Source organism: Streptomyces avidinii (assembly GCF_014650695.1).
Classification (GTDB): Bacteria; Actinomycetota; Actinomycetes; order Streptomycetales; family Streptomycetaceae; genus Streptomyces; species Streptomyces avidinii.
The window spans coordinates 64,528-88,516 of the sequence record NZ_BMVL01000004.1; the positions used below are offsets into that span (position 1 = coordinate 64,528).

Consider the following 23,989-nt stretch of genomic DNA (forward strand, 5'->3'; position numbering starts at 1 on the left):
GGCAGCGGCTGCGGAGGCGGGTATCCGGGGGGCGCGGCCCCCGGTCAGTGGATGATCCCGGTGCGCAGCGCCACGGCGACCATGCCGGCGCGGTCGCCCGTGCCCAGCTTGCGGGCGATCCGGGCGAGGTGGGACTTGACGGTCAGGGCGGACAGGCCCATCGAGACGCCGATGGCCTTGTTGGACTGGCCCTCCGCGACGAGGCGCAGGACCTCGACCTCGCGGCCGGAGAGCTCGCGGTAGCCGCCCGGGTGGCTCGGGGCACCCGGGGGGCGGCGGTGCATACGGGCGGCGGCAGCGCCGATGGGGGCGGCGCCGGGCCGGGTGGGGAGCCCGATGTTGGTCCGCGTACCGGTGACGACGTAGCCCTTGACTCCGCCCGCGAGGGCGTTGCGCACGGCGCCGATGTCGTCGGCGGCGGACAGGGCCAGGCCGTTGGGCCAGCCGGCGGCCCGGGTCTCGGAGAGCAGGGTGAGACCGGAACCGTCGGGCAGGTGTACGTCGGCCACGCAGATGTCGCGCGGGCTGCCGACGCGGGGGCGGGCCTCCGCGATGGACGACGCCTCGATCACGTCACGTACTCCGAGGGCCCACAGATGGCGGGTCACGGTGGAGCGGACGCGCGGGTCGGCCACGACGACCATGGCCGTCGGCTTGTTCGGGCGGTAGGCGACCAGGCTTGCGGGCTGCTCGAGAAGAACGGACACCTAGGCCTCCTGGGGGAGTGGCGGGACGGCCGGCTCGGGGAAGGAAGCCGGTGCGAACCGTGCGGATGGTCACCCACTCCTTCGGCACGTCACCCGCCCGGCTTTAGGGAATGATCACGATTTGGTGAGTAACAATTCGGGCAATTCGGACGCACGATCGATCATCGGTTGATCAGAAGCCCGCAAGGGGTGCCGTCTTTCGACAATCCGCCCAGGTCTTCGATCAGTCGTTCTGCACCGCGCGCCGTCGCCGCAGGGCCGTACGGCCCCACGGCTATGGGTGGTGCGGACCGCGGCGCTGTGGCAGGGAGACCACGCCCGTCGCGGTGTCCGTCGGACCCACCGGCGGCAGCCCCGCGATCTGGCACAGCAGTTCGCACCACGCCGCCAGGTGCGCCGAAGTGTCCGGCACCCCGCCCACCCCCTCGCGCGGCGTCCACGAGGCCCTGATCTCGATCTGCGTGGCCGGACGCCGCTCCGCGAGCCCGCCGAAGTAGTGCGAGCCCGCCATGGTCACGGTGCCGCTCGCCTCCCCGTACGCCAGCCCGCGCGCTTCCAGGGCGCCGGTCAGCCAGGACCAGCAGACCTCGGGCAGCAGCGGATCCGCGGCCATCTCCGGCTCCAGCTCCGCGCGTACGAGCGTCACCAGCCGGAAGGTCCCCTGCCAGGCGTCGTGCCCGGCCGGATCGTGGAGCAGGATGAGCCTGCCGTCCGCCAGGTCGTCCTCGCCGTCCACCACCGCGGCCTCCAGCGCATAGGCGTGCGGCGCCAGCCTCTGGGGCGGTTTCGTGGGGTCGATCTCGATCCCCGGACGCAGCCGGGACTTCCTCAAGCCGTCGACCGCCCGCCGGAACGGGAGCGGGACGGAGCTCTCCTTCGCGCTGTCCATACCCTCGGCGCCATCTGAAAATCGTCCCTGAGCCGCAGCCATGCGGGGAAGACTAGGCGGAACGAGCGCCCGTGCGGCGCAGGGACACCCTCGCCGGGGCGGACACTTCTTCATACGTGCGAAGATTTGGGTCGTGAGCGCCAACACCCGCCCCACGGGCCAGCCGAGTCAGACGTACGATTCCGCCTTCCTGAAGGCGTGCCGGCGGGAGCCGGTGCCGCACACCCCGGTGTGGTTCATGCGGCAGGCGGGGCGCTCGCTCCCGGAGTACCGCAAGCTGCGCGAGGGCACGCAGATGCTGGAGTCCTGCATGCGGCCCGACCTGGTCACCGAGATCACGTTGCAGCCGGTGCGGCGCCACAAGGTGGACGCGGCGATCTTCTTCTCGGACATCGTGGTCCCGCTCAAGGCCATCGGTGTCGACCTGGACATCAAGCCGGGCATCGGCCCGGTCGTGGCCCAGCCGATCCGCCGCCGCGAGGACCTCGCACAGCTGCGCGACCTCACCCCCGAGGACGTCTCGTACGTCACCGAGGCGATCGGCATGCTCACGGGTGAACTGGGCTCCACGCCGTTGATCGGATTCGCGGGCGCGCCTTTCACCCTCGCGAGCTACCTGGTCGAGGGCGGACCCTCCAAGAACCACGAGCACACCAAGGCCCTGATGTACGGGGACCCGGAGCTGTGGGCCGACCTCCTGGACCGCCTCGCGGAGATCACCTCCGCCTTCCTGAAGGTCCAGATCGAGGCCGGCGCCTCCGCCGTCCAGCTCTTCGACTCCTGGGTCGGCGCGCTCGCCCCGGCGGACTACCGCCGCTCGGTGATGCCGGCGTCGGCGAAGGTCCTGGAGTCCGTCGCCTCGTACGGGGTCCCGCGCATCCACTTCGGTGTGGGCACCGGCGAGCTCCTCGGCCTCATGGGCGAGGCGGGCGCGGACGTCATGGGCGTCGACTACCGGGTCTCGCTGGACGAGGCCGTGCGCCGCGTCGGCCCCGGCAAGGCACTCCAGGGCAACCTGGACCCCGCGGTGCTCTTCTCCACCCCGGAGGCCGTCGAGGCCAAGACGGACGAGGTCCTCGCGGCCGCCGCCGGCCTGGAGGGCCACGTCTTCAACCTGGGCCACGGCGTCCTCCCGACGACCGACCCCGACGCGCTGACCCGCCTGGTGGACTACGTCCACACCAAGACCGCGCGCTGAGCTGCCCGAGCAAGATCGAAACGTCGGTACTGTGCCGCGCATGACATGGCACGGACCGACGTTTCGCATATCCGACGGAGAGAACATCGGCGGGGCCTGGTGCCTCGTGTGGCGCAAGCACGACTGGCTCGACGAGCAGTACCCCGAGCACCTCTTCGTCTACGCGGACGGCAGGATCTCCCTCGACCGGTTCGAGGCGACCGACCTGGCCGGACTGGGGAGGTGGCTCGCCTCCGGGAAGATCGCCCTGCACCGGGACCGGCCGGACGCGCCCGAGCCGTCCCCCGCCCCGCCGAAGTGGGAACAGCGCTACCCGGAACCCTGCACCGACGAGACCTTCCTCGCCGAGGTGGCGGACGAGATCGCCCGCCTGGCCGGACGGCCGAGGGCGGCCGACCGCTGCTGGGACGCCATCCGGGCCTACCGGGCCGAGCCGACGGAGGGCCGCCGGGCCGCGCTGCGGGACGCGTACCTCGCCGTCCCCGCCCACCTGCGGGTCTTCATGCTGGGCGACATGGATCTCCAGGACCGGCCGCTGCGGGTCCTGGTGACCGCTCTCGGCGAGCGCGTCGACGGGGACGGGCCCGAGGTGACGGAGCGGATGCACCAGGACTCCCTCGACTACTTCGCCCGTACGGACACGGCCGTCGCGGCGGCACGGGAGCGCGAAGCGGTCCTGCACGCCGACGACCCCACCGGCACCCCGCAGCCGCCGGTCGTCCTCACCCAGACCATGTACCCCGGGGGATGGCCCGACCGGCTCGGCGACTTCGCGCTGCGCAACGACTACGAGGCCCCCTTCAGCCACCGGGGCGAGACCTACCCGACGGTGGTCCACGGATACTGGGCCCTGTCCGCCGCCGACCGCGCCGACCACGACCTGATCCGCGCCGCCGCGACCGCCGACGAGGCCCGGGAACGGGGTGGACGGGCGGTCCGCCGCGCCGACTGGCCCGCCATGCGGCTCGCGGTCATGGCCGGGCTGCTGCGGGCCAAGTTCGACCAGCACCCCGAACTCGCCGAACTCCTGCTGGGCACGGGGCAGGCGGGCATCCTCTACACCGGCTTCCACGACTCCCCCTACTGGCGGGACGAGGGCCCCCGCGGCGGCCGGAACTGGACGGGCCGCCTGCTGGAGCTCATCCGCTCCGAGCTCGCCGTGCGCTAGCTCCTGCGGCGCATGACGCAACGCTGAACCCGGCGGGGCCGGACTGCCCGGAGGGCGATGTCAGCCCCGCCGGCGTCTGAGGCGCGGGTCCGGGCAGAGCCCGGGAAGGCGGCCCGCAGGGTTACACCCCGGCAGAGCGGACCGCGGACACCGCGCGGCGGGCCGCCACCAGGATCGGGTCCCAGACGGGGGAGAACGGCGGGGCGTAGCCCAGGTCCAGGGACACCACCTGGTCCACCGTCATTCCCGCCGTGAGGGCCACCGCCGCGATGTCCACCCGCTTCGCGGCCCCCGCGCCACCGACGATCTGGACCCCGAGGAGCCGGCCCGTGCGGCGTTCCGCCAGCATCTTCACCGTCATCTCCGCCGCGCCCGGGTAGTAGCCCGCCGTGTTCGTGGAGGTGATGGTGGCCGTCACGAACCGCAGGCCCGCCTCCAGCGCGTCCCGCTCGCGCAACCCCGTACGGGCGATCTCCAGGTCGCAGACCTTGCTGACCGCCGTACCGACCACCCCGGGGAAGGTCGCGTAGCCGCCGCCCACGCCCGAGCCGATGACCTGGCCGTGCTTGTTGGCGTGCGTGCCCAGCGGGATGTGCCGGGTGCGGCCCGCGACCAGGTCCAGGACCTCCACGCAGTCGCCGCCCGCCCAGATGTTCTCGTGGCCGCGGACGCGCATCGAGAGGTCCGTGAGGATGCCGCCCGACGGGCCGAGGGGGAGGCCGGCGGCGCGGGCGAGCGCGGTGCGCGGCTCCACGCCGATGCCGAGCACGACCACGTCCGCCTCGTACTCCTCGCCCGCCGAGGTGGCCACCGCACGGGCCCGGCCCTCCTCGTCGGTGAGGATCTTCGTCACCTCGGCGCGGGCGACCGTACGGATCCCCATGCGGTTCATCGCGCTGTGCACCAGGCCGCCCATGTCCGGGTCCAGCGTGGCCATCGGCTGTTCGCCCCGGTGCAGGACGGTGACCTCGTAGCCCCGCTCCACCAGCGCCTCGGCCATCTCCACGCCGATGTAGCCGGCGCCGACCACGACCGCCCGGCGGCCCTCGGTGCGCCGCAGGGTGTCCATCAGGCGCTGGCCGTCGTCCAGGGTCTGGATGCCGTGGACCCCGTGCGCGCCGATCCCGGGGAGCCGGGGGCGGACCGGGCGGGCGCCGGTCGCCAGGACGAGCTTGTCGTAGCCCGTCCAGGATTCGGACCCGGTACCCAGGTCGCGGGCACGCACCCGGGATCCGGGGAGGTCGAGCTCCACGACCTCGGTCCGCGTGCGCAGATCGATGTCCCGGGCGCGGTGCTCCTCGGGGGTGCGGGCGATCAGGTCGTCGCGCTCGGGGACCCGGCCGCCGACCCAGTACGGGATCCCGCACGCGGAGTACGAGGTGAAGTGCCCCCGCTCGAAGGCGACGATCTCCAGCTCCGCCGGGCCCTTGAGCCTGCGGGCCTGTGACGCGGCGGACATCCCCGCCGCGTCACCGCCGACCACCACCAGTCTTTCCGTCGCCATCGTCCGTACCGCCCCTTCACCACCATTGGATGGTGAACACGCTACGGCCGAACGCGCGTTCAGTCCTGTACGTCGGCCTCGGTGTCCGGAGCCGTCCGGGCCGCCGGCACCGTCACCCGCTTCGGAACCGGGCCCGTCCTCGGCGCCGCCGGACGCCACCGCCGGTACAGCCGGACCAGCAGCACCACCACCGCGGCCGTCAGCGCGAACGGCAGCACCGCACCCACCGCCACCGTCAGGTAGCGCAGGACCTTGGTGAAGACGTCCCAACCGCCACCCAGGGCGCCCAGGAAGGTGGGCTCCTTCTTCTTCTCCTTCTTCTCCGCCTCCGGCTTCGCCGCGGGCTCGGAGACCTCCAGCGTGATCGTGCCCAGCGAGGTCTGGTCCTTCAGCGCCGTCTGCTGCGCCAGCAGCGACTCCAGGTCGGACTGGCGGCGGGACAGCTCGCTCTCCAGCATCACCACCTCGCTCAGCGCCGAGGCCTTGCCCATCATCTCCCGCACCCGCGCCACGCTCGCCTGCTGCGAGGAGACGCGGCTGCCGATGTCGGCGACCTTCTCGGTGACGTCCTGCGCGTCGACCTTGCGGTGCAGGAGCTTCCCGCTGCCCTCCATCGCGCCGAGCACCGCGTCGTACTGTTCGCCCGGCACCCGCAGGGTCAGCGTCGAGGTCATGCGGCCGTCCTCGCCGCGCTTGGTGGACTCGTTGCCGACGTAGCCGCCCGCGCCGTCGGCGGCCGTGCGGGCCGCGGCGAGCGTCTTCTGGACGTCCTCCGTCTCGATGCCGAGCGTCGCCGTACGGATGACGTTCGGGCGGACCACGGCCGGCGGCCGGCCGTTCTTGTCGGCGGAGCCGGAGCCGGAGGCCCCCGCGGAACCCGCCGGCGCAGGGGCCGCCGCCGCGCCCTCCGGAGCCTTGCCGTCGGCGGCGGGCGCCACCGCCGCCTTGTCGTTCGAGGACCCCTGGCCGCTCGCGCCGCAGCCGGTGAGCGCGAGCGCCCCGGCCAGCGAGAGGGCGGCCAGGGCCGCTGCGGAACGGTGTCTGTCGAAGCTGCGCATCGCTGTAAACCCCCGAGGATCGGCTGGTGTTGCCGGTTCGACGTCCAGAGTCCCGTCGCAGGTTTCGAATCCACGGTCCCGGGCCGATCCCGATGCGGTCACGGTCCGGCCTCGGAGATCGATCTGAGACGATGTGTCCATGCACGAAGCGGACATGCGTACGGATCGGCCGGGCTCCTCCCCCCGGTCCACCGACTCCTCGGGCCACGTCGTCGTCATCGGGGGCGGCATCGCGGGCCTCGCGGCAGCCCACCGGCTGCTCGGCGAAGGCGTCCGCGTCACCCTGCTGGAGGCCGGACCGAGGCTCGGCGGCAAGCTGTACGCCGGTGAGCTCGCCGGCGCGCGCGTGGACCTCGGCGCCGAATCCATGCTCGCCCGCCGCCCCGAGGCGGTGGCGCTCGCCGAGGCCGTCGGGCTCGGCGAAGCCGTGCAGGCGCCCGCCACCGCCACCGCCCACCTGTGGACCCGCGGCGCGCTGCGGCCGATGCCGCGCGGCCACGTCATGGGCGTCCCCGGCGACCTGGGACCGCTCGCCGCCTCCGGGGTGCTCTCCGCCGAGGGCCTGGCCCGCATCGAGGCCGAGCGGACGCTGCCGCCCACCGAGATCGGCGAGGACGTCGCCGTCGGCGAGTACGTCGCGGCCCGCCTCGGCCGCGAGGTCGTCGACCGGCTGGTGGAACCGCTGCTCGGCGGGGTCTACGCGGGCGACGCCTACCGGATCTCCATGCGGGCCGCCGTGCCCCAGCTCTTCGAGGCCGCCCGCACGCACGCCCTCCTCGGCGACGGCGTACGCGAACTGCAGCGCCGGGCGGAGGCGGCGCCCCAGCAGGCCGGCCCCGTCTTCGCCGGTATCGAGGGCGGCATCGGACGGCTCCCGCTCGCCGTGGCCGAGGCCTGCCGGGCGGCCGGGGCGCGGCTCGTCACCGGCGCCCCCGTCCGCGAGGTCGCCCGTACCGCCGAAGGCTGGCGGGTGGTGGCCGATGCCGAGGTCATCGAGGCCGACGCCGTGATCCTGGCCACCCCGGCCGGGGCCGCCGCGCGCCTGCTGGACGGGCTCGCGCCGGCCGCGGCCGCCGAGCTGCGCGGGGTCGAGTACGCCTCGATGGCCCTGATCACGATGGCCTTCCGCCGCTCGGACCTGCCGGCGGCCGTCTCCGGCGGCGGCGCCAGCGGATTCCTCGTGCCGCCCGTCGACGGCCGGACCATCAAGGCCTCCACCTTCTCCAGCAACAAGTGGGCCTGGGCCGGAGCGGATCCGGAGCTCTTCCTGCTGCGCACCTCGGTGGGCCGGTACGCCGACGAGAGCGACCTGCTGCGCGAGGACGGCGAGCTCGTCGACGTCTCCCTCGCCGACCTCGGCGCGGCCGTGGGCCTGGTGGCCCGGCCGGTCGCCTCCACCGTCACCCGCTGGGACGGCGGACTGCCCCAGTACCCGGTCGGCCACCTCGACCGCGTCGCCCGGATCCGCGGCGCCGTCGCAGCCCTGCCGGGCCTCGCGGTGTGCGGCGCGGTCTACGACGGCGTGGGCATTCCGGCCTGCATCGCGAGCGCCGGCAGGGCCGCGGAAGCAGTGATCGCCGCGCTGGGTGCGCGTACGGCACCCCTGGCACCGACCACTGATCAGCGCACGGGACAATAGGCACATGACTGCACCAGAGAAGATTCCCAACGCGGGGAAGAAGGCGAAGGACCTCAACGAGGTCATCCGCTACACCCTGTGGTCCGTCTTCAAGCTGAAGGACGTTCTTCCCGAGGACCGGAGCGGCTACGCCGACGAGGTCCAGGAGCTCTTCGACCAGCTGGGCGCCAAGGACATCACCGTCCGCGGCACCTACGACGTCTCCGGCCTGCGCGCCGACGCCGACGTCATGATCTGGTGGCACGCCGAGACGGCTGACGAGCTGCAGACCGCCTACAACCTGTTCCGCCGCACCAGGCTGGGCCGCGCGCTGGAGCCGGTGTGGTCGAACATGGCCCTGCACCGCCCGGCCGAGTTCAACAAGTCGCACATTCCGGCCTTCCTGGCCGACGAGGTCGCCCGCGACTACGTCAGCGTGTACCCCTTCGTGCGCAGTTACGACTGGTACCTGCTGCCCGACGAGGACCGCCGCCGTATGCTCGCCGACCACGGCAAGATGGCGCGTGGCTACCCCGACGTGCGCGCCAACACCGTCGCGTCCTTCTCGCTGGGCGACTACGAGTGGATGCTGGCCTTCGAGGCGGACGAGCTGTACCGCATCGTCGACCTCATGCGTCACCTGCGGGCCTCCGAGGCGCGTATGCACGTCCGTGAAGAGGTGCCCTTCTACACCGGGCGCCGCAAGTCCGTCGCCGACCTGGTCGCCGGGCTCGCCTGATACCTCCCCTGGGGGGAAGGACCGGAGGACGACCACACCGTCAGGTGAGTTCCTCCGGTGGATCGGGAGGCTGGTCCGAAAGACGGCCCCTGCCCCCGAAACGACGCAGCCGGAGATCCCGCCCGGAAGTTCAGACGACTGGTGGCAGCAGCGCCCTGCGGGCGCTCGCTGCCCGGTCGTCCAGCGACACCGGTGCGGGCTCCGGATGCGGCGCGCACGTGACGCGCCACCCCGGGGTGGCGCCCGTCAGCAGATACCGCTCCACGTGGCGGTCCACGCAGTGATTGCGCCCGCCGACCACTCCGTGCGAGCCGGCCCCCGCCTCCGTCACCAGTGAAGCCCCGGCGCCGAGCCGCCGCTGGAGTTCCAGCGCGCCCGGGTACGGGGTCGCCCCGTCCCGCTCCGCCGCGACCACCAGGGTCGGCGGCAGCCGCTCCGGCTGGACCCCGACCGCCACCGGCCGCTGCCGCTCGCGCACCGGCCAGGAGGCGCACGGCAGGTTGATGAAGGCGTTGGCCCAGGTCTCGAAGGGGGCCCTGCGGGCCAGTTCGGTGTGGTCGCGGTCCCAGGTCTCCCAGTCCGCGGGCCACGAGGCGTCGTTGCACAGCACCGCCGTGTACACCGCCGTCGCGTTCTCGGCCCCGGCCGCCGTCTCCGGGTCGGGGTCGGGGGCGGCCTGGGTGGTGAGCGGCGCCGGATCGCCGCGCAGGTGGGCCGCGAGGGCCGCCGCCCGGTCCGGCCACACGTCGTCGTAGTACGCGGCCTGGAGGTAGGCGGCCCGGAGCTCGCCGGTGCCGACGACCCCGCCCGCCGGTTTACGGGCCACCGCGTCCCGGACGCGTTCGTAGCTCGCCTGCACGGCCGCGGGGGTGGCGCCGAGGCCGTACGTGTCGTGGTGCCGGGCCGCCCATGCGCGGAAGTCGTACCAGCGGCGCTCGAAGCCGGCGGACTGGTCCAGGTTGTTGCGGTACCAGATGCGGCGCGGGTCGGGATCGACGGCCGAGTCGAGGACCATCCGGCGGACCCGGCCCGGGTACAGGGTCGCGTAGACGGCCCCGAGGTAGGTGCCGTACGAGGCACCCGTGAAGCTCAGCTTCCGCTCGCCGAGCGCGGCCCGCAGGACGTCCAGATCGCGGACGTTGTTGAGCGTCGTGTAGTACGGCAGGGCCGCGCCGGCCCGCCGCGCGCAGCCGCGGGCGTAGGCCCGGGCGGCCGCGAGGCGTTGCCTCTTGTACGCCGGGGAGGGCTCGGCCGGTACCCGGGTGGGGCCCGCGGCCCGGGTGGCGGGGTCCTGGCAGGACAGCGGGGCGGAGCGGCCCACGCCGCGCGGGGCGTAGCCGACGAGGTCGTAGGCGGCGGCGATCCGCTCCCAGCCCGGCAGGTCGGCGACGAGCGGGAAGTACATGCCGGAGGCTCCCGGGCCGCCGGGGTTGTGGACCAGCGCGCCCTGGCGGACGGCGTCGCGGGCGCCGGTGGCGGCGATCCGGCTGACGGTGAGGGAGATCTGCGGGCCGTCGGGGCGGGCGTAGTCGAGCGGTACGCGCAGGGTGGCGCACCGGATCGGGCCGGGGAGGTCCTCGGCCTCGGGGCACCGGCCGAAGCCGAGGCCGTCACTGCCCCGGGCCGCGGCGCGGCGGGCGACGAGGGCGGCGCCGGCGGCCTCGGCCGCCGTCCCGCCGAGGGGGCCGGGCGGGGCGCTCGGTGCGGCGTGGGCCGGCCGGTGGGCCGGGGCGCAGAGGAGGAGGGAGAGCGCCGCCACGGCGGCTGTGCGCCCCGCCAGGCCGTCTCTTCCGGATCCTGCCGGGCCCGCGGCGCCGGGCACCGCACCTCGCTGCGTTGTCGGGCCCGCCCCAGGACGTCCAGTACAAGGACGCCCCTCCGCCTTGCAAGGACGACCTTCCGCCTTGCGATGCACGGCACCGGACGCCGCGGGCTCGGCCGACAAGATCCGAAAGAGACGGCCCAGTCCCGTCCGCATGGCGGCCCCTTCCTCTCATCCGATGAACCGATGAGAGGCCTGGGTTCCGCACTTGTAAAGGATCATCGCCGGGTGTCGGCGCCGGTGGTCCCGTTGCCGCGTTTTCCGCCCCCGGTTGCCGTACCCACGGCGGTCAGGAGCTGCTGCTGCCGCAGCTGGAGCCGGACGAGCTGCTGCAGCTCGACGAACTGCTGCAGCTGGAGCTGCTGCTCGAGCAGCTGGAACCGCCTCCGGAGGAGCCGCAGCCGCTTCCCGAGGAGCCGCAGCCCGAACCGCCGCCGCAGCCCGAACCGCTGCCGCAGCTCGACCCGCCCCCGCCCCCGCCGTCGCTCCCGGCGCACCAGAGGATCGGCAGCACCTCGGCCCCGGACCAGTGCGTTGAGCCGGCCGTGCCGTGGGAGCGCGTGTGCGACTGGGCCGCGGCCAGCCGGGTACCGCGCACGGCGGGCACCAACTGCTGGCGCAGGTAGGGGTCCCGCAGGCCGCGCAGCCCGAACAGCGCGGTCTGCACGTGCGGGGTCCGGTCGTTCAGGTGGGCGGAGCGGACCGCGCGCAGGGCCCGCGCCCCGGCCCCGGTGACCCGGCTCTTGGCGCGGGCCGCGCAGACCAGGCCCACGACGATGCCGCCCACCAGGGCGAACAGCACCTTCACGATGAACGGCACCGCGTAGCCGGAGTCGAAGGCGAGCGCGACGAAGGTCAGCACCATCGACACCGGGAACAGCAGCGCGCACACCAGGGCCTGGATCAGCCCCCAGCGACGCCAGCGCCGCAGCCCGGACCCGGGCGGGGTGATCAGCCCGCGGGCGGCCAGTGCGTCCCCGATCTCCTGCACGGCCGGGTCGCACATGGCGGCGTAGCGCACCTGGTAGAGCCATCCCGAGGGCGCCCCCCGGTGGGCCTGGAGGACGGCCCGCTCGGCGGGGTCGGTGGCCCGCGCCCCGGGGTGCACCTGGACGATGCCCGGACCGCCGACCACCAGCCGGCCGTCCCCGAGCATCGAGACGAGCGCGGCGTCCACGACGGTGCCGGGGCCGCCCACCACGAAGGCGGCCTCGGACAGGTCGTGCAGGCCGGGGGCGGGTCCGGCGGGCGCGGACCGGGACCGGCGGAGCCCGGTGATCAGCAGGAGGGAGGACGTGAGGACGGCGATCCAGATCGCCACGGCGAGGAGGTTCATGCCGCTCTCCCCGCGAGCGACCGGGCCCAGCGCACGATCCGGCGGGGCGGTTTGGCCCCGGCCCGGTCCCGCCACCAGGCGGTGAGCCTGCGCCGGGCGGCCGGATCGGCCGGCAGGTCCCGGATCAGCAGGTCCTCGGCGAAGTCCAGCGCGTCCCGGCGGTACCCGGCGGTCATCGGGCGGCCCTTGGCGTAGGAGAGGAAGGCCTCGCGGTACGGGTCCGGGCCGCCCAGGATCGAGGGCAGCTCGGGAGCCAGCTTCGCCACCACGTCGGCCCGCTTGGCGGCCAGCGCCCGGGCCTGCACCCGGATCCGCCGGCGGTCGAAGCCCTCGGGCACGGGGGTCCCGGCCACCAGCGCGGACAGCAGCGCGGCCTGCCCGAGCGCCACCCCGGTCCGGGCCGCCTCCTCGACCGGACGCGGCTCGGCGGGCGCAGGGCGGGACCCGGCGACCGCGACGGCCGGTTGCTCGGGGGTGGGCGGCCGCTCGGGGGTGGGCGGCCGCTCGGGGGCGGGTGGTCCCGCCGTCACCACCGCGCGGATCGCGGCCAGTTCTCCGGCGAGCTCCGCCTCCGCGGGGAAGTCGTCGTCCCGCTCCAGCAGGACGCCGGGCGGGTCCACCCGGGAGCGCAGCTCGGCCAGCAGGTCGAGCACCACCGGCGGGACCGGGTGCGCGTGGGTGTCGTGCCAGACGCCGCCCCGTTCGATCCCGCCCGCCACGTGCACGTACGCGAGTGCCTCCAGCGGGATCGCATCCAGCACGGCCGCCGGGTCCTCGCCCCGGTTGACCCGATTGGTGTGCAGGTTGGCCACGTCGATGAGCAGCCGGACCCCGGTCCGCTCGACCAGCTCCGTGAGGAACTGCCCTTCGGTCAGCTCCTCGCCCGGCCAGGAGAACAGCGCGGCGATGTTCTCCAGGGCCAGTGGCACGGGCAGGGCGTCCTGCGCGATCCGTACGTTCTCGCACAGCACGTCCAGCGCGTCGCGGGTGCGCGGCACCGGCAGCAGGTGCCCGGCCTCCAGCACCGGCGAGGAGGTCCGTACGAAGGCGATGTGCTCGGTGACGAGCGGCGCCCCCAGCGCCACTGCCCGCTCGCCGAGTGCCGCCAGCTTCGCGGGATCGGGGCGGTCCGCCCCGCCGAGGCCGAGCGAGACCCCGTGCGGCACCACGCGGGTGCCCCGCTCGCGCAGCCGCTGCAGGGACTCGGGCAGGTGGCCCGGGCATACGTTCTCGGCCACCACCTCGACCCAGTCCAGGCCGGTCAGCCGCTCGACGGCGTCCGCGATCTCCGGCCGCCAGCCGATGCCCACCCCCAGGTGTGCCATGGGTTTCATGTCCCCTCGCCCCCTCTCGTCGCACCGTGTGCCGATGTCATGGCCCCGGCGGAGTCCCGCCAACCCGCAGGAGGGGACGTTCAGAGGAACATTTGAGGTTCCCGCCGGCCGACGCGGAGCCCGGCCGTCGGAGCCGGGCCGTCGGAGCCGGGCTGTCGGAGCCCAGCTGTCAGAGCCGGGCCCGCAGCGCCGGATGGTCGGCGACCACCGTCGCGCTGCCCGGCGCGATCTCGGTGAACCCGGCGTCGCGGACCACCGGGAGCCCGCTCCCGCTCAGCTCCGCCCACCGCTCCCGCGGGGCCGTCCGCACCGCCAGCCGGAAACCGGACTCCTGCCAGGCGGCCCGCTCCGCCCCCGTCAGCTCCCACCACGCCAGCTGCGCCGCGTGGCCGGCCTGGGCCATGGTCTTGCCGGCCGACATGTCCAGGCCCGGGTTGAGCCACAGTACGGGCAGGTCCGGCTCCGTGGCCGCGGCGACCGGTTCCGGGTCGTCCAGATCGGTGCCCGACACCTGGAGCTTGGCCAGCTCCTTGGGCCAGCCGTCGAGGGGCACCGGCGGGAAGACCCGTACCTGCGCGGCGGCCCCGTGGACCGTGACGCCCGGCAGGGTCTCCGCCTTGCGCCACTCCGCCCCGCGGGCCCGCCGGACCACCTTGCGGATCCGGGCGTCCTGCCAGTCGCGGACCGCCGCCGCCCACTCGCCCTCGCCCTGCGCCCGCTCGTCGGTGAGCAGGACCAGCACCGCGCGGGCCGCCGTCTCCAGGGCGTCGGTCCGGGCGGGCGGCTCGGCCTTCTCGATCCGCACCACCAGCGGCAGCACGAACTGCGGGGCCTCGTCGCGCCGTACGTGCTCCTGCCGGAAGGGACTGTCCTCGCCGACCGCGGGGACGTCGGAGATGTCGTTGGTGTGCTGGCTGCTCATCCCGCCAAGGATGCCAGCCTCCACCTTCAGGATGACGCCCCGGGTGGGCGGCCCGGGTGAGGATCGCAGCCATGAAGAGTGACCTTTTCGCATCCGAGAACCTGGCCCAGGCGGCCGTCGCCCCCGGTATGAGCCTGCAGAACGCCAAGTCGGTGAAGTACAACGTCAACGGTGAAATGCTGGCCCGCCAGGGCTCGATGGTCGCCTTCCGCGGCAACCTCCAGTTCGAGCGCAAGGGACAGGGCATAGGCGGCATGCTCAAGCGCGCCGTCACGGGCGAGGGCCTCGCGCTCATGTCCGTACGCGGCCAGGGCGAGGCCTGGTTCGCCCACCGGGCCGGCAACTGCTTCGTCATCGACTTCGAGCCGGGTGACGCCCTCACCATCAACGGCCGCAACGTGCTCTGCTTCGACACCACCCTGTCCTACGAGATCAAGATGGTGAAGGGCGCCGGGATGACCGGAGGCGGCCTCTTCAACAGCCTCTTCACCGGCACCGGCAAGCTCGCCGTCGTCTGCGACGGCCACCCGATCATCATCCCCGTCACCGCGCAGGCACCGGTCTACGTGGACACGGACGCGGTGGTCGGCTGGAGCGCGCAGCTGGAGACGGGCCTGCACCGCTCCCAGTCGGTCGGCTCGATGATCCGCGGCGGCTCCGGCGAGGCGGTCCAGCTGAAGCTGAGCGGCGAGGGCTTCGTCATCGTCCGCCCGAGCGAGGCCACCGAGACGGCGGCCGCGCACTGAACCTGACCGGTGTGGGCCGCCGCTACGGACGGCGCCGGCCCTGGGTGCTGCGGGGGATCACCCTGGAACTCCCGCGCGGCGCCCTCGTACGGATCGAGGGCGGCAACGGCGGCGGCAAGTCCACCCTGCTGCGGCTCCTCGCGGGGATCGACGCCCCGACCGAGGGGCGCATCACGGGCCGCCCGCCCCGCACGGGCTACGTTCCCGAACGCTTCCCGGCGGCGCTGCCGCTCACGGCCGCCTCCTACCTGACCCACCTGGGGCGGGTGCACGGACTGCCGCGCGCCGAGGCCGCCCGCCGGGCGGCCGACCGGCTGGAGCGGTTCGGCGCCGCCGCGTACGCCCGCACCCCGATGGTCGAACTGTCCAAGGGGAGCAGCCAGAAGGTGGCCGTCGCCCAGGCCCTGCTCGCCGAACCGGGGCTGCTCGTCCTCGACGAGGCGTGGACCGGCCTGGACGCTCCCGCCCGGGCCGAACTGGACCGCGCCGTCGCCGAGCGCACCGCCGCCGGAGGCACCGTCGTGTTCGTCGACCACGACCCGCGGCGGCTCGCGGGCGCTGCCGACGCCCACCACCGGATCGAGGGCGGGACCCTCGTCCCCGGCTCCGTTACGGCCGGACCCCGCGTACGGATCCACGCGGTCGGTCCGCCCGGCGGCCCGCTGCCCCCGGGCCCGGGCGTCGCGCCCGCTCCCGGCGGGGGAGTCCTGCTCACCGTGGACGCCGAACACTCCGACGCCCTCCTGCGCGAACTGCTCACCGCCCGGCCGCCCTGGCACATCCGCACCGTGGAGGAACTCCGGTGACCGCCCTGCTCCGTTACCAGGGCGCCCTGCTCCTGCGCTCGCAGCGATGGCTCGCGCCCCTGATCACGTACGCCGCCTTCGTGGCCGCCGGGATCCGCCCGGGCGACCCGGCGCTGGACTCCCTCGGGTTCGCGGCCGCCGGCCTGGTCCCGACCACCGCCTGGCTGGTCCGGATCTCCGTGACCGGCGAACCCGATGCGGCCCGCGACTGCACGGCCGCAGCGGCCGGGCCCGTACGGGTGCACGCGGCGGCCCTGCTCACCGGCCTGGCCGGGGCGCTGCTCGCCGGAGCCGCGGCTGCTGCCGTGGCCCTGCTGATCGGTGACCGGGCCGGAGCCGGCGCCGGCCCGGCCGCCCTCGCCGGAGCCCTCGCGGTGGCGGCCTGCGCCCTGACCGGCGCGGCCGTGGGCGCCCTGTGCAGCCGGCCGCTGGTCCGGCGTCGCGGCTACGCCGTCCTGGCCGGGACCCTCGGTTCCCTGCTGGCCTGGCTGCTCGCCTTCTCCCCGGCCCGCGGCGCGGTGTCCGCGCTGGTCACCGCGGCCCGCTCGGGAACGGCGCCGCTGCCGCTCGCACCCCTGGCGGGTGCGCTGCTGCTGGCCGCCGCGGCAGGCGCGGCGGCCAGCCTGACCGCCGCGCGCAGGAGTTAGCGCACGCTCGCGGGGGAAGAGCCGCCCGGGGCGAGGAGACGGGGTGGGCCGGTGCCGTCCGCCGGGACCGACCAGATGTCGCTCGCGCGGCCGTCCTGTCCGGGCAGGGCGTAGGCGAGGGTCGAGTCGTCGAGCCAGGCGGCCTGGTCGTCGACGCTGTGCGGTTCGGCCAGTGGCTGCTCGCGCATCGTCGCCAGGTTCAGGACGTACAGCCGCCAGGGTGCCCGGAGGTCGTCGGAGACCTTCTTCTTGAAGGCGATGCGGGCGCCGTCCGGGGACAGCGAGGGACACTCGGCGTTCTCCCGCAGCGCCTTCGCCGACCAGGCGCGCAGGTCGCCCTCGACCAGGTGGGTGGCGCCCCGGGTCGAGACGGTGGCGTAGAAGCGGTTGTCGTCGGCGGCGAAGGTCACGCCCCAGTAGTTGACGTCGGAGTCGTGGTGACGGGCCCCGCCGAGGGTCAGCGGGATCTGCTCGATCGACTTGATCAGGTAGCCGGTGCGCAGGTCCAGGATCGCCGTCCGGGTGGAGAACGCGGCGGTGTTGTAGGAGTCCCCGGTCGTGAAGGTGGTCCAGGACAGGATCCGGCCCGATGCCGAGACGCGGGCCCGGTTCGGGATGCCGGGAACGGTCACTCTGCGGATCTCCCGCAGCCCCCGGTCGAGTACGAGCGCCTCGGTACGGGCCGGGACCCCGGGCAGCTTGCGCAGGCACAGGGCGTGGTCCCCGGCGGTGTGGAAGCGGTCGCAGGACGGGCCGCCGGTCACGCGGGGCAGACCCGAGCCGGGTTGGCGCGCGACCCGCCCGCCGGCCGTGTCCCGGAAGTAGAGGCCCGGTTCCTCGATCCGGAAGGAGGCGTCGGCCTGCTGCCCGGGCGGCCGTTCGCGGTGCCGCGCGTGGAGTACGTACCCCAGCGAGCCGCCCGCCAGCAGCAGGACCGCGGTGACGGTGAGGGCGAGGCGGAGCCGACGGGAGAGGGAGTTCACGGGGCCTCCGGTGCGGTCGGGGAAGTGGCGGGCAGGTCGGCGGGCATGATGCGCGAGGCGGCCGCGAGCGCCCCGGCCAGCGCGAGGGCCGCGGTCCAGAGGGCGGGCCCGGACCCCCAGAGGGTCCAGGCCGCCCCGAATCCGGCGGCGCCCAGCAGCCGGGCCAGCGCCTGGCCGGTCTGCAGCACGGCGAGCCCGCCCGCCCGGCCGGCCACGGGCAGCGCGGGCGCGGCGAGCGCCATCAGGACCCCGTCGGTGGTGGCGTAGAAGACGCCCAGCAGGGCGAGCACCCCCACGACGGTCGGCGGGGAGACGGGGGCGAGCAGCAGGACGTACGCGCCGAGCAGGGCGGCGTGCCCGATCAGGAAGGCCGTCCGGCGGCCGGTGCGGTCGGCGAGGCGGCCCGCGGGGACGGCGAGCAGCAGGTAGACGGCGGCGGCCCCGAGCGGAAGCAGTGTGAACAGCGCGGGCGGCAGGTCGAGTCCGCGCAGGAGCAGCAGGTAGAGGAAGGCATCGCCGATGGTGGTGGCGCCGAGTACAGCCGAGGCGTACAGCACGCGGCGGAAGGCCGGATCGCGCAGGACCGAGGGACGCGGTGGGGCGGCCCGGGGCGCGGGGGGCGCCGCGGCGGCCGGACCGGGCGCGGCCGGGACGTGCACCACGAGCAGGAGCACGCCGAGCAGGCCGATGCAGAAACTGACGGCGAACACCGCGTCATAGGCGTCGGCGGTGGCCCACAGCACGGCGAACGCGGCGAGCGGCCCCAGCAGGGCACCCGTGGTGTCCATGGCGCGGTGCACGCCGAAGGACCGGCCGAGGGTCTCCGGGGGCCCGCTGAGCGAGATCAGGGCGTCGCGCGGTGCGGTACGGATGCCCTTGCCGAGCCGGTCGGCGGCGATCGCCGCGGCGATCGCGCCGGTGGCGCTCCCGGCGAGGAGCAGCCCGAGCCGCGAGAGCGCGGAGAGCAGGTACCCGGCGCCGGCGACCCGCTTGTGGTGGCCGCGGCGGTCGGCGAGCCGGCCCCCGAGCAGCCGTACGAGTGCGGTGGCCCCGTTGAACATGCCGTCCAGGAAGCCGAACTGGAGGGGGGTCAGGCCCAGGCCGAGGACGAGGTAGAGCGGCAGTACCGCCGCGACCATCTCGGAGGAGACGTCGGTGACGAGGCTGACCGCGCCGAGCGCGAGGACGGTGGCGGGGACGCGCCGCCGGGCCCCTGGGGTGCGGGGCGGCGCGTCCGGGCGGCCGTTGGCGGCCAGGTACATCAGTGGCAGCTGTACTTCGGGCTCGTGTCCTTGACCTGGCCGTCGGTGGCGACGTAGGTCCACCCGTAGCCGGAGTCGGTGAAGTCCAGTTTCACCACGCCGTACGGTCCGCTGATGCGCTTCTGGCTGTTGGGCTGGACCTCCTCGATCGGGTAGGGCTCGGCGCCGCCCATCCCGCCGACGATCTCCACGATCCCGTCGGTGGTCGCCCGGCCCTCGGGGTTCTGCGGGGCGAACCGCTCGTAGTGGTGGTCGTGCCCGTTCAGGACCAGGTCGGCCTTGGCGGCGTACAGGATCTTCCAGACCGGCTTGGAGACGGGATCGTTGCCGTGTCCGCCGGACGAGTAGAGCGGGTGGTGCCAGTAGGCCGCGACGCACTGCCTGGTGTTGGCGGCGAGGTCGGCCTTCAGCCAGTTGAGCTGGGCGGCCTGGTCGAAGGAATTGGAGTCGAGGGCGACGAAGTGCCAGTTGCCCTCGTCGAAGCTGTAGTAGCTCTTGCCCTGGGGGTAGGCGATGCTCCCGAAGTACGACTTGTACCCGGCGAGCGGGCCGGCCGGGTCGTACGTCTCGTGGTTGCCGGGGACCGGGCGGGTCCTGGCCTTGAAGGCGCCCCAGCTCTTGTCGTAGTAGGCGCGGTAGTCGGACAGCCGGGCGTCGTCGTACTGGTTGTCGCCCATCGTCAGGTAGAACTTCGGGTCGATCCGCTGGGCGAGCGCGGCCGTTTTGGGGTGTGCGCAGCCGCTGTCGGACGCCGTGCACTGCGCGGCGATGTCACCGGCGGCGACGACCGTGAAGGAGCCGCCGGGCGGCGGCCCGCCGTCGACGGCGCCGTACACCTCGGCCTCGAAGAGCGAGTAGCCGTACGAGGTTCCGCGCGCGGTGCCCTGGACGCGCAGGTACCGGCCCTTGCCGGACAGGCCGGTCCAGTCGTCGACGCCGCCGTTGCCGGCGGCTTCGGTGGCGAGCGCCGTCCAGGCGGCGCCGTCGGCGGACACCTCGACGCGGTACGCCCGGGCGTAGGCCGCCTCCCAGGTGAGGCGCACCCGCGAGACGGTGGCGAGGGAGCCGAGGTCGACCCGGATCCACTGGGGGTCCTTGCCCTCGGTGCTGGCCCAGCGGGTGGCCGGGTCGCCGTCGAAGGCGTTCTTCGCGGAGAGCGAGGAGCTCTCGGTGGAGGACGCGGTGGCCGGCTTGCCGCGGGATATGAGGGGATCGGTGGCGGCCCCGGCCCGTTCGGGCCAGGCCATGAGCAGCGCGCCGACGAGCGCGAGTGCGGCGACGCCGGTGAGGAGGAGGGTGCGGAGTCCGCCGCGTAACAGCGGGGGATGAGCGGAGGCGTTCAGGCGCATACCTGGAACTCCCTGCCTTGAGGGGCGGTGAGAGCTGGACACTGGCGCGGGGCGCCGCACCCGCCCGCGGGCGGGCAGGGGACGGCGCCACGGCGGCCGGGTCAGAGCTCTCTCGCTGAGCGCGTCATGCCCGTGGGGGTGGGCACCGCGCCGAGCCGCCGCCCGGGACACTAACAGGAAGGAAACTTTCCTACCAGTGTGCGGACGGCAGTGGTGCGAGGCCGTTCCCGGCAGCGGTTCCGCGCCCCCGGCGGGTAGGCTCGCAGGTATGGACCCGTCGGACGAGACCCCGTCGTACTGCCCGGCTCCAGCCGCCCCGGCCGGACGGGTGCCGGGACCGCCCTACGCGGACTGCCTGGAGTGCGGCAAGCCCACCGAGTACGGGGTCGCGACCCCGGGCGTGGTGCTCTGCCCGGTGTGCGAGTGGCAGGACGCCCAGCGCACCGCCTGCTCCGGCTAGGCGGTCTCCAGCTCCTACTTGCCGATCAGCTCGGAGACCTTCACGAAGCGGTAGCCGCGCTTGCGCAGCTCCGGGACGATCCGCTGCACGGCCTCCTCGGTGACCGGGGCGGCGCTGCGGGTGCAGTGCATGACCACCACCGAACCGGGCTTCACCCCGGAGAGCACCTGCTCGGCCACGGCGACCGGGTCCTTGGCGAAGGCGTCCCCGCTGACCACGTCCCACTGGACGGCCGTGACCTTGGCCGTGGACACGGCCCGCAGCGCCTGGTCGTCGTAGCAACCGCCGGGGAAGCGGAAGTACGGGACGGTGTTGACGGCGCCCGCCTGCCGGAAGGCGGCGAAGGCCCGGTCCACGTCGGCGCGGGCGGCCGCGGCGTCGAGCGCGGGAAGCCCGTAGCAGGGGGACGTGAAGGCGTGGTGGCTGTACGAGTGGTTCGCGATCTCGAAGTTCGGGTCGGTGCCGATCGACTTCGCCTGGTCCGGGTACTCCTCGGCCCAGCGGCCCGTCATGAAGATCGTCGACGGCACCTTCAGGGTGCGCAGGGTCGAGATCAGCGCGGGGTTGTCGAAGTGCTCCCCGCCTTCGGCGCGCGGCCCCTGATCGGAGGTCATATCGGCGTCGAAGGTCAGCGCCACGGTCTTGTCCGTCTGCTGCTTCGCCCGTTCGAAGACGGGGGTCAGGCCGTTCGGGCCCGGTGCCATGGTCGGGGGCTTGGCGGGCGCACCGGCCTGCGGGGCGGCGGCGGGCGATCCGGAGGCCGAAGGAGACGTGGACGCGGAGGCGGAGCCCGGGGCGGCGGGGGTGCCCATACGGGCGGCCTCGCGGCCGGCGTCCGGCGCGCCGGCGCCGCCCCCGCATCCCGCGAGGACGGCGCCGAGCATCGCCGTGGCAGCTGCAGCAGCTACTTTTCGTACGGAATTGGTCACGTACGCAAACTATATGACTAACTGATGAGAAGAATGAACGACAGGCGGTCGGGCGGAACTCACCCCGCCAGCAGCAGCTTGCGGCACTCCTCGATGTCGAATTCCCCCTTCGGATACCGCGGATCGAGGTCTTCCAGGTGCTCCCGCAGCAGGGTGCTGATCGCCCAGTTGCGGTACCACTTGCGGTCCGCGGGCACCACGTACCAGGGCGCCGCCTCCGTGGAGCAGCGTTCCAGCGCCACCTCGTACGCCTCCTGGTACGCGGGCCACATGGTGCGCTCCTCGATGTCGCCCACGTTGAACTTCCAGTGCTTGTCCGGATCGTCCAGCCGCTCCAGGAGCCGCCGCCGCTGTTCCTCGTGGCCGATGTGGAGGAAGACCTTCACCACGGTCACCCCGTCGTCGGCGAGGGCCTTCTCGAACCGGTTGATCTGGGCGTACCGGGCGCGCACCCGGTTGCGCGGCACCAGCTCGCGGACCCGGGCGATGAGTACGTCCTCGTAGTGGGACCGGTCGAAGATGCCGATCTCGCCCGGGAGGGGGAGTTCCTGCTTGATCCGCCACAGGAAGGGGTGGCTCAGCTCCTCGGCCGTGGGCGACTTGAACGCCTTGATCCGGCAGCCGGAGGGGTTGAACATGCCGATCACGTGCTTGAGCGTGCCGCCCTTGCCGCTGGTGTCCATGCCCTGGAGGACGAGCAGCACCCGGCGGCGGTCCCCGGCGGTGCTGGCCGCGTAGAGCCGCTCCTGGAGGGAGGCGAGCGGCTGCGCCAGCAGGGCGGTGGCCGCCAGCCCGGCCGCCTTGCCGCCGGGGCCGCCGGGGCCGCCGGGGGTGGCGGAGGGGTCGAGGCGGCTCAGGTCCGGCCGGTCGCCCGGGGTCACGCGCAGCAGCTCGCGCAGCGGACGGGCCCCGGCGCCGTCGGCCCCGGACCGCTTCCCGGCCTTCCCGGCCTTCCCGGCCTGCACGCCCTTCGCGGAGTCCTCCTGCTTCTTCTCCCGCTTCTCGGGCTTCGCCGCTTTCCGTTTCCCGTCGCGCTTCTCGTTCTGCTTCCCGGCCATCGCTGACCACCCCAATCCCGTCGGTTCCGTACGATCTTCCAGCAGACCGAACAGGAGCGCGAGGTCAGTGCCAGGGCCCCGTCACCGCGAACGTGGTGCCGGGCGTGTAGGCGTTCACGTACATCGTGCGCCCGTCGGGGGAGAAGGTGACCCCGGCGAACTCCCCCCACTCCGGGGCCCCGGGCCGCCCGATGTCCTCGGCGTTGCGGGCCATCGGGTAGACCTCGCCGCCCGTCGTCACCCCGAAGACGTACTGCGCCCCGCCGCCGTCCTCGCAGACCATCAGCCCGCCGTCCGGGGCCAGGCAGATGTTGTCGGGGGAGTCCCCGGGCAGCGCGATGTCGGCGGCCGGGCCGAACACCACGTCCAGCCGCAGCACCGAGCGCCGCGGATCGTAGAACCACACCTGCCCGTGGTGGTCGGCCGCCGCCCCCTCGGAGCTCCGGGCGAAGCTCGACACGAAGTGGACTCCGCCGTCGCCCCAGTAGCAGCCCTCCAGCTTCTGGGCGTGGGTGATCGCGCCCGGTCCGAAGTCCTGGAGCCGGATCGGTGTTCCGGCCGCCGAGGGATCCGGTACGGGCACCCACTCCACCGGGAACCGCGCCCCCGGCTCGTCCACCACCGACAGGTCCGCCAGCCCCGGGACCCGCATGGCCTCCAGCCGGCCCCCCGCCCGCAGCGAGCCGAGCCCCCCGAGCGGCCGCTCCGGCAGGAACCGGTAGAACAGCCCGAAGGGCCGGACGAAGGCGTCCTCGGTCTCGTAGACCACCCCGCGGTACGGGTCCACGGCGACGGCCTCGTGGGCGAAGCGGCCCATCGCGGTGAGCGGGACCGCCCCCGAGCGGTTCGGGTCGGCGGGGTCCACCTCGAAGACGTAGCCGTGGTCCCGGGTGTAGCCGGAGGTGCCCGCGCGGTCCTCGGTCTCCTCACAGCTCAGCCAGGTGTTCCAGGGGGTGCGGCCGCCCGCGCAGTTGACGGCGGTGCCGGCCAGGGCGACCCGCTCGCCCGTGACCCGCCCGGCCGCGTCGAGCTCCAGGGCGGTGCAGCCGCCGAGGGCCTGCGGGTCGTAGGTGAGCCGCGGGACGGCGGGCACGCGCAGGGCCGCGGTGGTGCGGTTCTCGTGGTTGCGGACCAGCCGCACGCGGCCGCCGCCCGCGTCGAAGGCGGCCATGCCGTCGCAGTTGGCGGGCACGGTGCCCTCACCGGAGCGCAGCGGAGCGCCGGCCCGGGAGAGCACCCGGTACGTGAACCCCGCGGGCAGGTCGAGCAGCCCGCGGGGATCGGCCACCAGCGGCCCGTACCCGCGGTCGGTCCGGGGGGCCCGAGGAGCGCGGGTGGCACGGGCGGCCCGGGCGTCGCCACCGGCGAACAGCGCGCCGAGCGCCCCGCTGAAGGCGATCGTGCCCGCGGCGAGCAGGCTGCGCCGGGTGACGGACACCGGCGGCCGCACGGGT

At 74.2% G+C, this 23,989-nt stretch carries 22 protein-coding genes; 8 read left to right on the forward strand and 14 right to left on the reverse strand.

What is annotated here, in order from left to right:
• Positions 1–44: 44 nt before the first annotated feature.
• Both IE257_RS11395 and IE257_RS11400 read right to left on the reverse strand, forming a co-directional pair.
• A complete protein-coding gene (locus IE257_RS11395) occupies positions 45–707 on the reverse strand; it encodes a helix-turn-helix transcriptional regulator (RefSeq protein ID WP_007267191.1) in 663 nt (220 codons plus the stop codon).
• 274 nt (positions 708–981) lie between these two features.
• Positions 982–1,638, reverse strand: coding sequence for a DUF3000 domain-containing protein (locus IE257_RS11400; RefSeq protein WP_189967472.1), 657 nt, complete (start codon positions 1,636–1,638; stop codon positions 982–984).
• 91 nt (positions 1,639–1,729) lie between these two features.
• Between IE257_RS11400 and hemE the strand changes: the two genes are divergently transcribed.
• A complete protein-coding gene (gene hemE / locus IE257_RS11405) occupies positions 1,730–2,794 on the forward strand; it encodes a uroporphyrinogen decarboxylase (RefSeq protein ID WP_189967474.1) in 1,065 nt (354 codons plus the stop codon).
• 40 nt (positions 2,795–2,834) lie between these two features.
• Positions 2,835–3,962 carry an NADAR family protein gene (locus IE257_RS11410; RefSeq protein WP_189967476.1) on the forward strand — a complete coding sequence of 376 codons (1,128 nt, stop codon included), beginning with the start codon at positions 2,835–2,837 and terminating at the stop codon, positions 3,960–3,962.
• A gap of 121 nt (positions 3,963–4,083) precedes the next feature.
• Here IE257_RS11410 and IE257_RS11415 read toward each other — a convergent pair whose 3' ends face one another.
• The gene (locus tag IE257_RS11415) at positions 4,084–5,466 is read right to left on the reverse strand and encodes an FAD-dependent oxidoreductase (RefSeq protein WP_189967478.1); all 1,383 of its coding nucleotides are present in this window, start codon (positions 5,464–5,466) and stop codon (positions 4,084–4,086) included.
• 59 nt (positions 5,467–5,525) lie between these two features.
• A complete protein-coding gene (locus IE257_RS11420) occupies positions 5,526–6,524 on the reverse strand; it encodes a DUF4349 domain-containing protein (protein ID WP_189967480.1) in 999 nt (332 codons plus the stop codon).
• Between the two features lie 154 nt (positions 6,525–6,678).
• Between IE257_RS11420 and hemG the strand changes: the two genes are divergently transcribed.
• Entirely contained in the window at positions 6,679–8,163 is a 1,485-nt protein-coding gene (hemG, locus tag IE257_RS11425; RefSeq protein WP_229920333.1) for a protoporphyrinogen oxidase, read from the forward strand.
• A gap of 4 nt (positions 8,164–8,167) precedes the next feature.
• The gene (gene hemQ, locus IE257_RS11430) at positions 8,168–8,881 is read left to right on the forward strand and encodes a hydrogen peroxide-dependent heme synthase (RefSeq protein ID WP_052876931.1); all 714 of its coding nucleotides are present in this window, start codon (positions 8,168–8,170) and stop codon (positions 8,879–8,881) included.
• A gap of 130 nt (positions 8,882–9,011) precedes the next feature.
• Here the strand turns inward: hemQ and IE257_RS11435 are convergent, their stop codons facing one another.
• From IE257_RS11435 to IE257_RS11450, 4 genes are all read right to left on the reverse strand, one after another.
• Positions 9,012–10,640, reverse strand: coding sequence for an alpha/beta hydrolase (locus tag IE257_RS11435; protein ID WP_229920280.1), 1,629 nt, complete (start codon positions 10,638–10,640; stop codon positions 9,012–9,014).
• A gap of 352 nt (positions 10,641–10,992) precedes the next feature.
• On the reverse strand, positions 10,993–12,039 hold the full coding sequence (locus tag IE257_RS11440; protein ID WP_189967486.1) for a TIGR04222 domain-containing membrane protein: 1,047 nt from the start codon (positions 12,037–12,039) through the stop codon (positions 10,993–10,995).
• Positions 12,036–13,373 (reverse strand): MbnB/TglH/ChrH family RiPP precursor modification enzyme, encoded by a 1,338-nt coding sequence (locus IE257_RS11445; protein WP_189967488.1) that lies wholly within the window; start codon positions 13,371–13,373, stop codon positions 12,036–12,038. Before IE257_RS11445 ends, IE257_RS11440 begins: the two co-directional genes overlap by 4 nt.
• Before the next feature lie 169 nt (positions 13,374–13,542).
• Entirely contained in the window at positions 13,543–14,295 is a 753-nt protein-coding gene (locus IE257_RS11450; protein ID WP_189967490.1) for an aminoacyl-tRNA hydrolase, read from the reverse strand.
• A 71-nt stretch (positions 14,296–14,366) separates the two neighbouring features.
• Between IE257_RS11450 and IE257_RS11455 the strand changes: the two genes are divergently transcribed.
• Genes IE257_RS11455 through IE257_RS11465 form a run of 3 tightly spaced genes read left to right on the forward strand, consistent with a single transcriptional unit; the run spans position 14,367 to position 16,494 of the window.
• Positions 14,367–15,041, forward strand: coding sequence for an AIM24 family protein (locus IE257_RS11455; RefSeq protein ID WP_189967492.1), 675 nt, complete (start codon positions 14,367–14,369; stop codon positions 15,039–15,041).
• Positions 15,038–15,847 (forward strand): ATP-binding cassette domain-containing protein, encoded by an 810-nt coding sequence (locus IE257_RS11460; RefSeq protein ID WP_189968283.1) that lies wholly within the window; start codon positions 15,038–15,040, stop codon positions 15,845–15,847. Before IE257_RS11455 ends, IE257_RS11460 begins: the two co-directional genes overlap by 4 nt.
• Complete coding sequence (locus tag IE257_RS11465; RefSeq protein WP_189967493.1) at positions 15,844–16,494, forward strand: ABC transporter; 651 nt, start codon at positions 15,844–15,846, stop codon at positions 16,492–16,494. The genes IE257_RS11460 and IE257_RS11465 overlap by 4 nt, the downstream gene beginning before the upstream one ends.
• On the opposite strand, the gene IE257_RS11470 is transcribed toward IE257_RS11465, so the two are convergent.
• From IE257_RS11470 to IE257_RS11480, 3 genes are read right to left on the reverse strand one after another with little or no spacing between them, the layout of a single operon-like run.
• A complete protein-coding gene (locus tag IE257_RS11470) occupies positions 16,491–17,477 on the reverse strand; it encodes a TolB family protein (protein WP_189967495.1) in 987 nt (328 codons plus the stop codon). The two genes, IE257_RS11465 and IE257_RS11470, sit on opposite strands and share 4 nt — an antisense overlap.
• Positions 17,474–18,739, reverse strand: coding sequence for an MFS transporter (locus IE257_RS11475; RefSeq protein ID WP_189967497.1), 1,266 nt, complete (start codon positions 18,737–18,739; stop codon positions 17,474–17,476). The genes IE257_RS11470 and IE257_RS11475 overlap by 4 nt, the downstream gene beginning before the upstream one ends.
• Complete coding sequence (locus IE257_RS11480; protein WP_189967498.1) at positions 18,739–20,088, reverse strand: discoidin domain-containing protein; 1,350 nt, start codon at positions 20,086–20,088, stop codon at positions 18,739–18,741. Before IE257_RS11480 ends, IE257_RS11475 begins: the two co-directional genes overlap by 1 nt.
• Before the next feature lie 268 nt (positions 20,089–20,356).
• Between IE257_RS11480 and IE257_RS11485 the strand changes: the two genes are divergently transcribed.
• Entirely contained in the window at positions 20,357–20,548 is a 192-nt protein-coding gene (locus tag IE257_RS11485) for a hypothetical protein (protein WP_189967500.1), read from the forward strand.
• Positions 20,549–20,562: 14 nt separating this feature from the next.
• Here IE257_RS11485 and IE257_RS11490 read toward each other — a convergent pair whose 3' ends face one another.
• From IE257_RS11490 to IE257_RS11500, 3 genes are all read right to left on the reverse strand, one after another.
• The gene (locus IE257_RS11490; protein ID WP_189968286.1) at positions 20,563–21,432 is read right to left on the reverse strand and encodes a polysaccharide deacetylase family protein; all 870 of its coding nucleotides are present in this window, start codon (positions 21,430–21,432) and stop codon (positions 20,563–20,565) included.
• Between the two features lie 104 nt (positions 21,433–21,536).
• Positions 21,537–22,535 carry a PPK2 family polyphosphate kinase gene (locus tag IE257_RS11495; protein WP_189967502.1) on the reverse strand — a complete coding sequence of 333 codons (999 nt, stop codon included), beginning with the start codon at positions 22,533–22,535 and terminating at the stop codon, positions 21,537–21,539.
• Between the two features lie 64 nt (positions 22,536–22,599).
• Complete coding sequence (locus IE257_RS11500) at positions 22,600–23,985, reverse strand: alkaline phosphatase PhoX (protein WP_229920281.1); 1,386 nt, start codon at positions 23,983–23,985, stop codon at positions 22,600–22,602.
• Between the last annotated feature and the right edge of the window lie 4 nt (positions 23,986–23,989).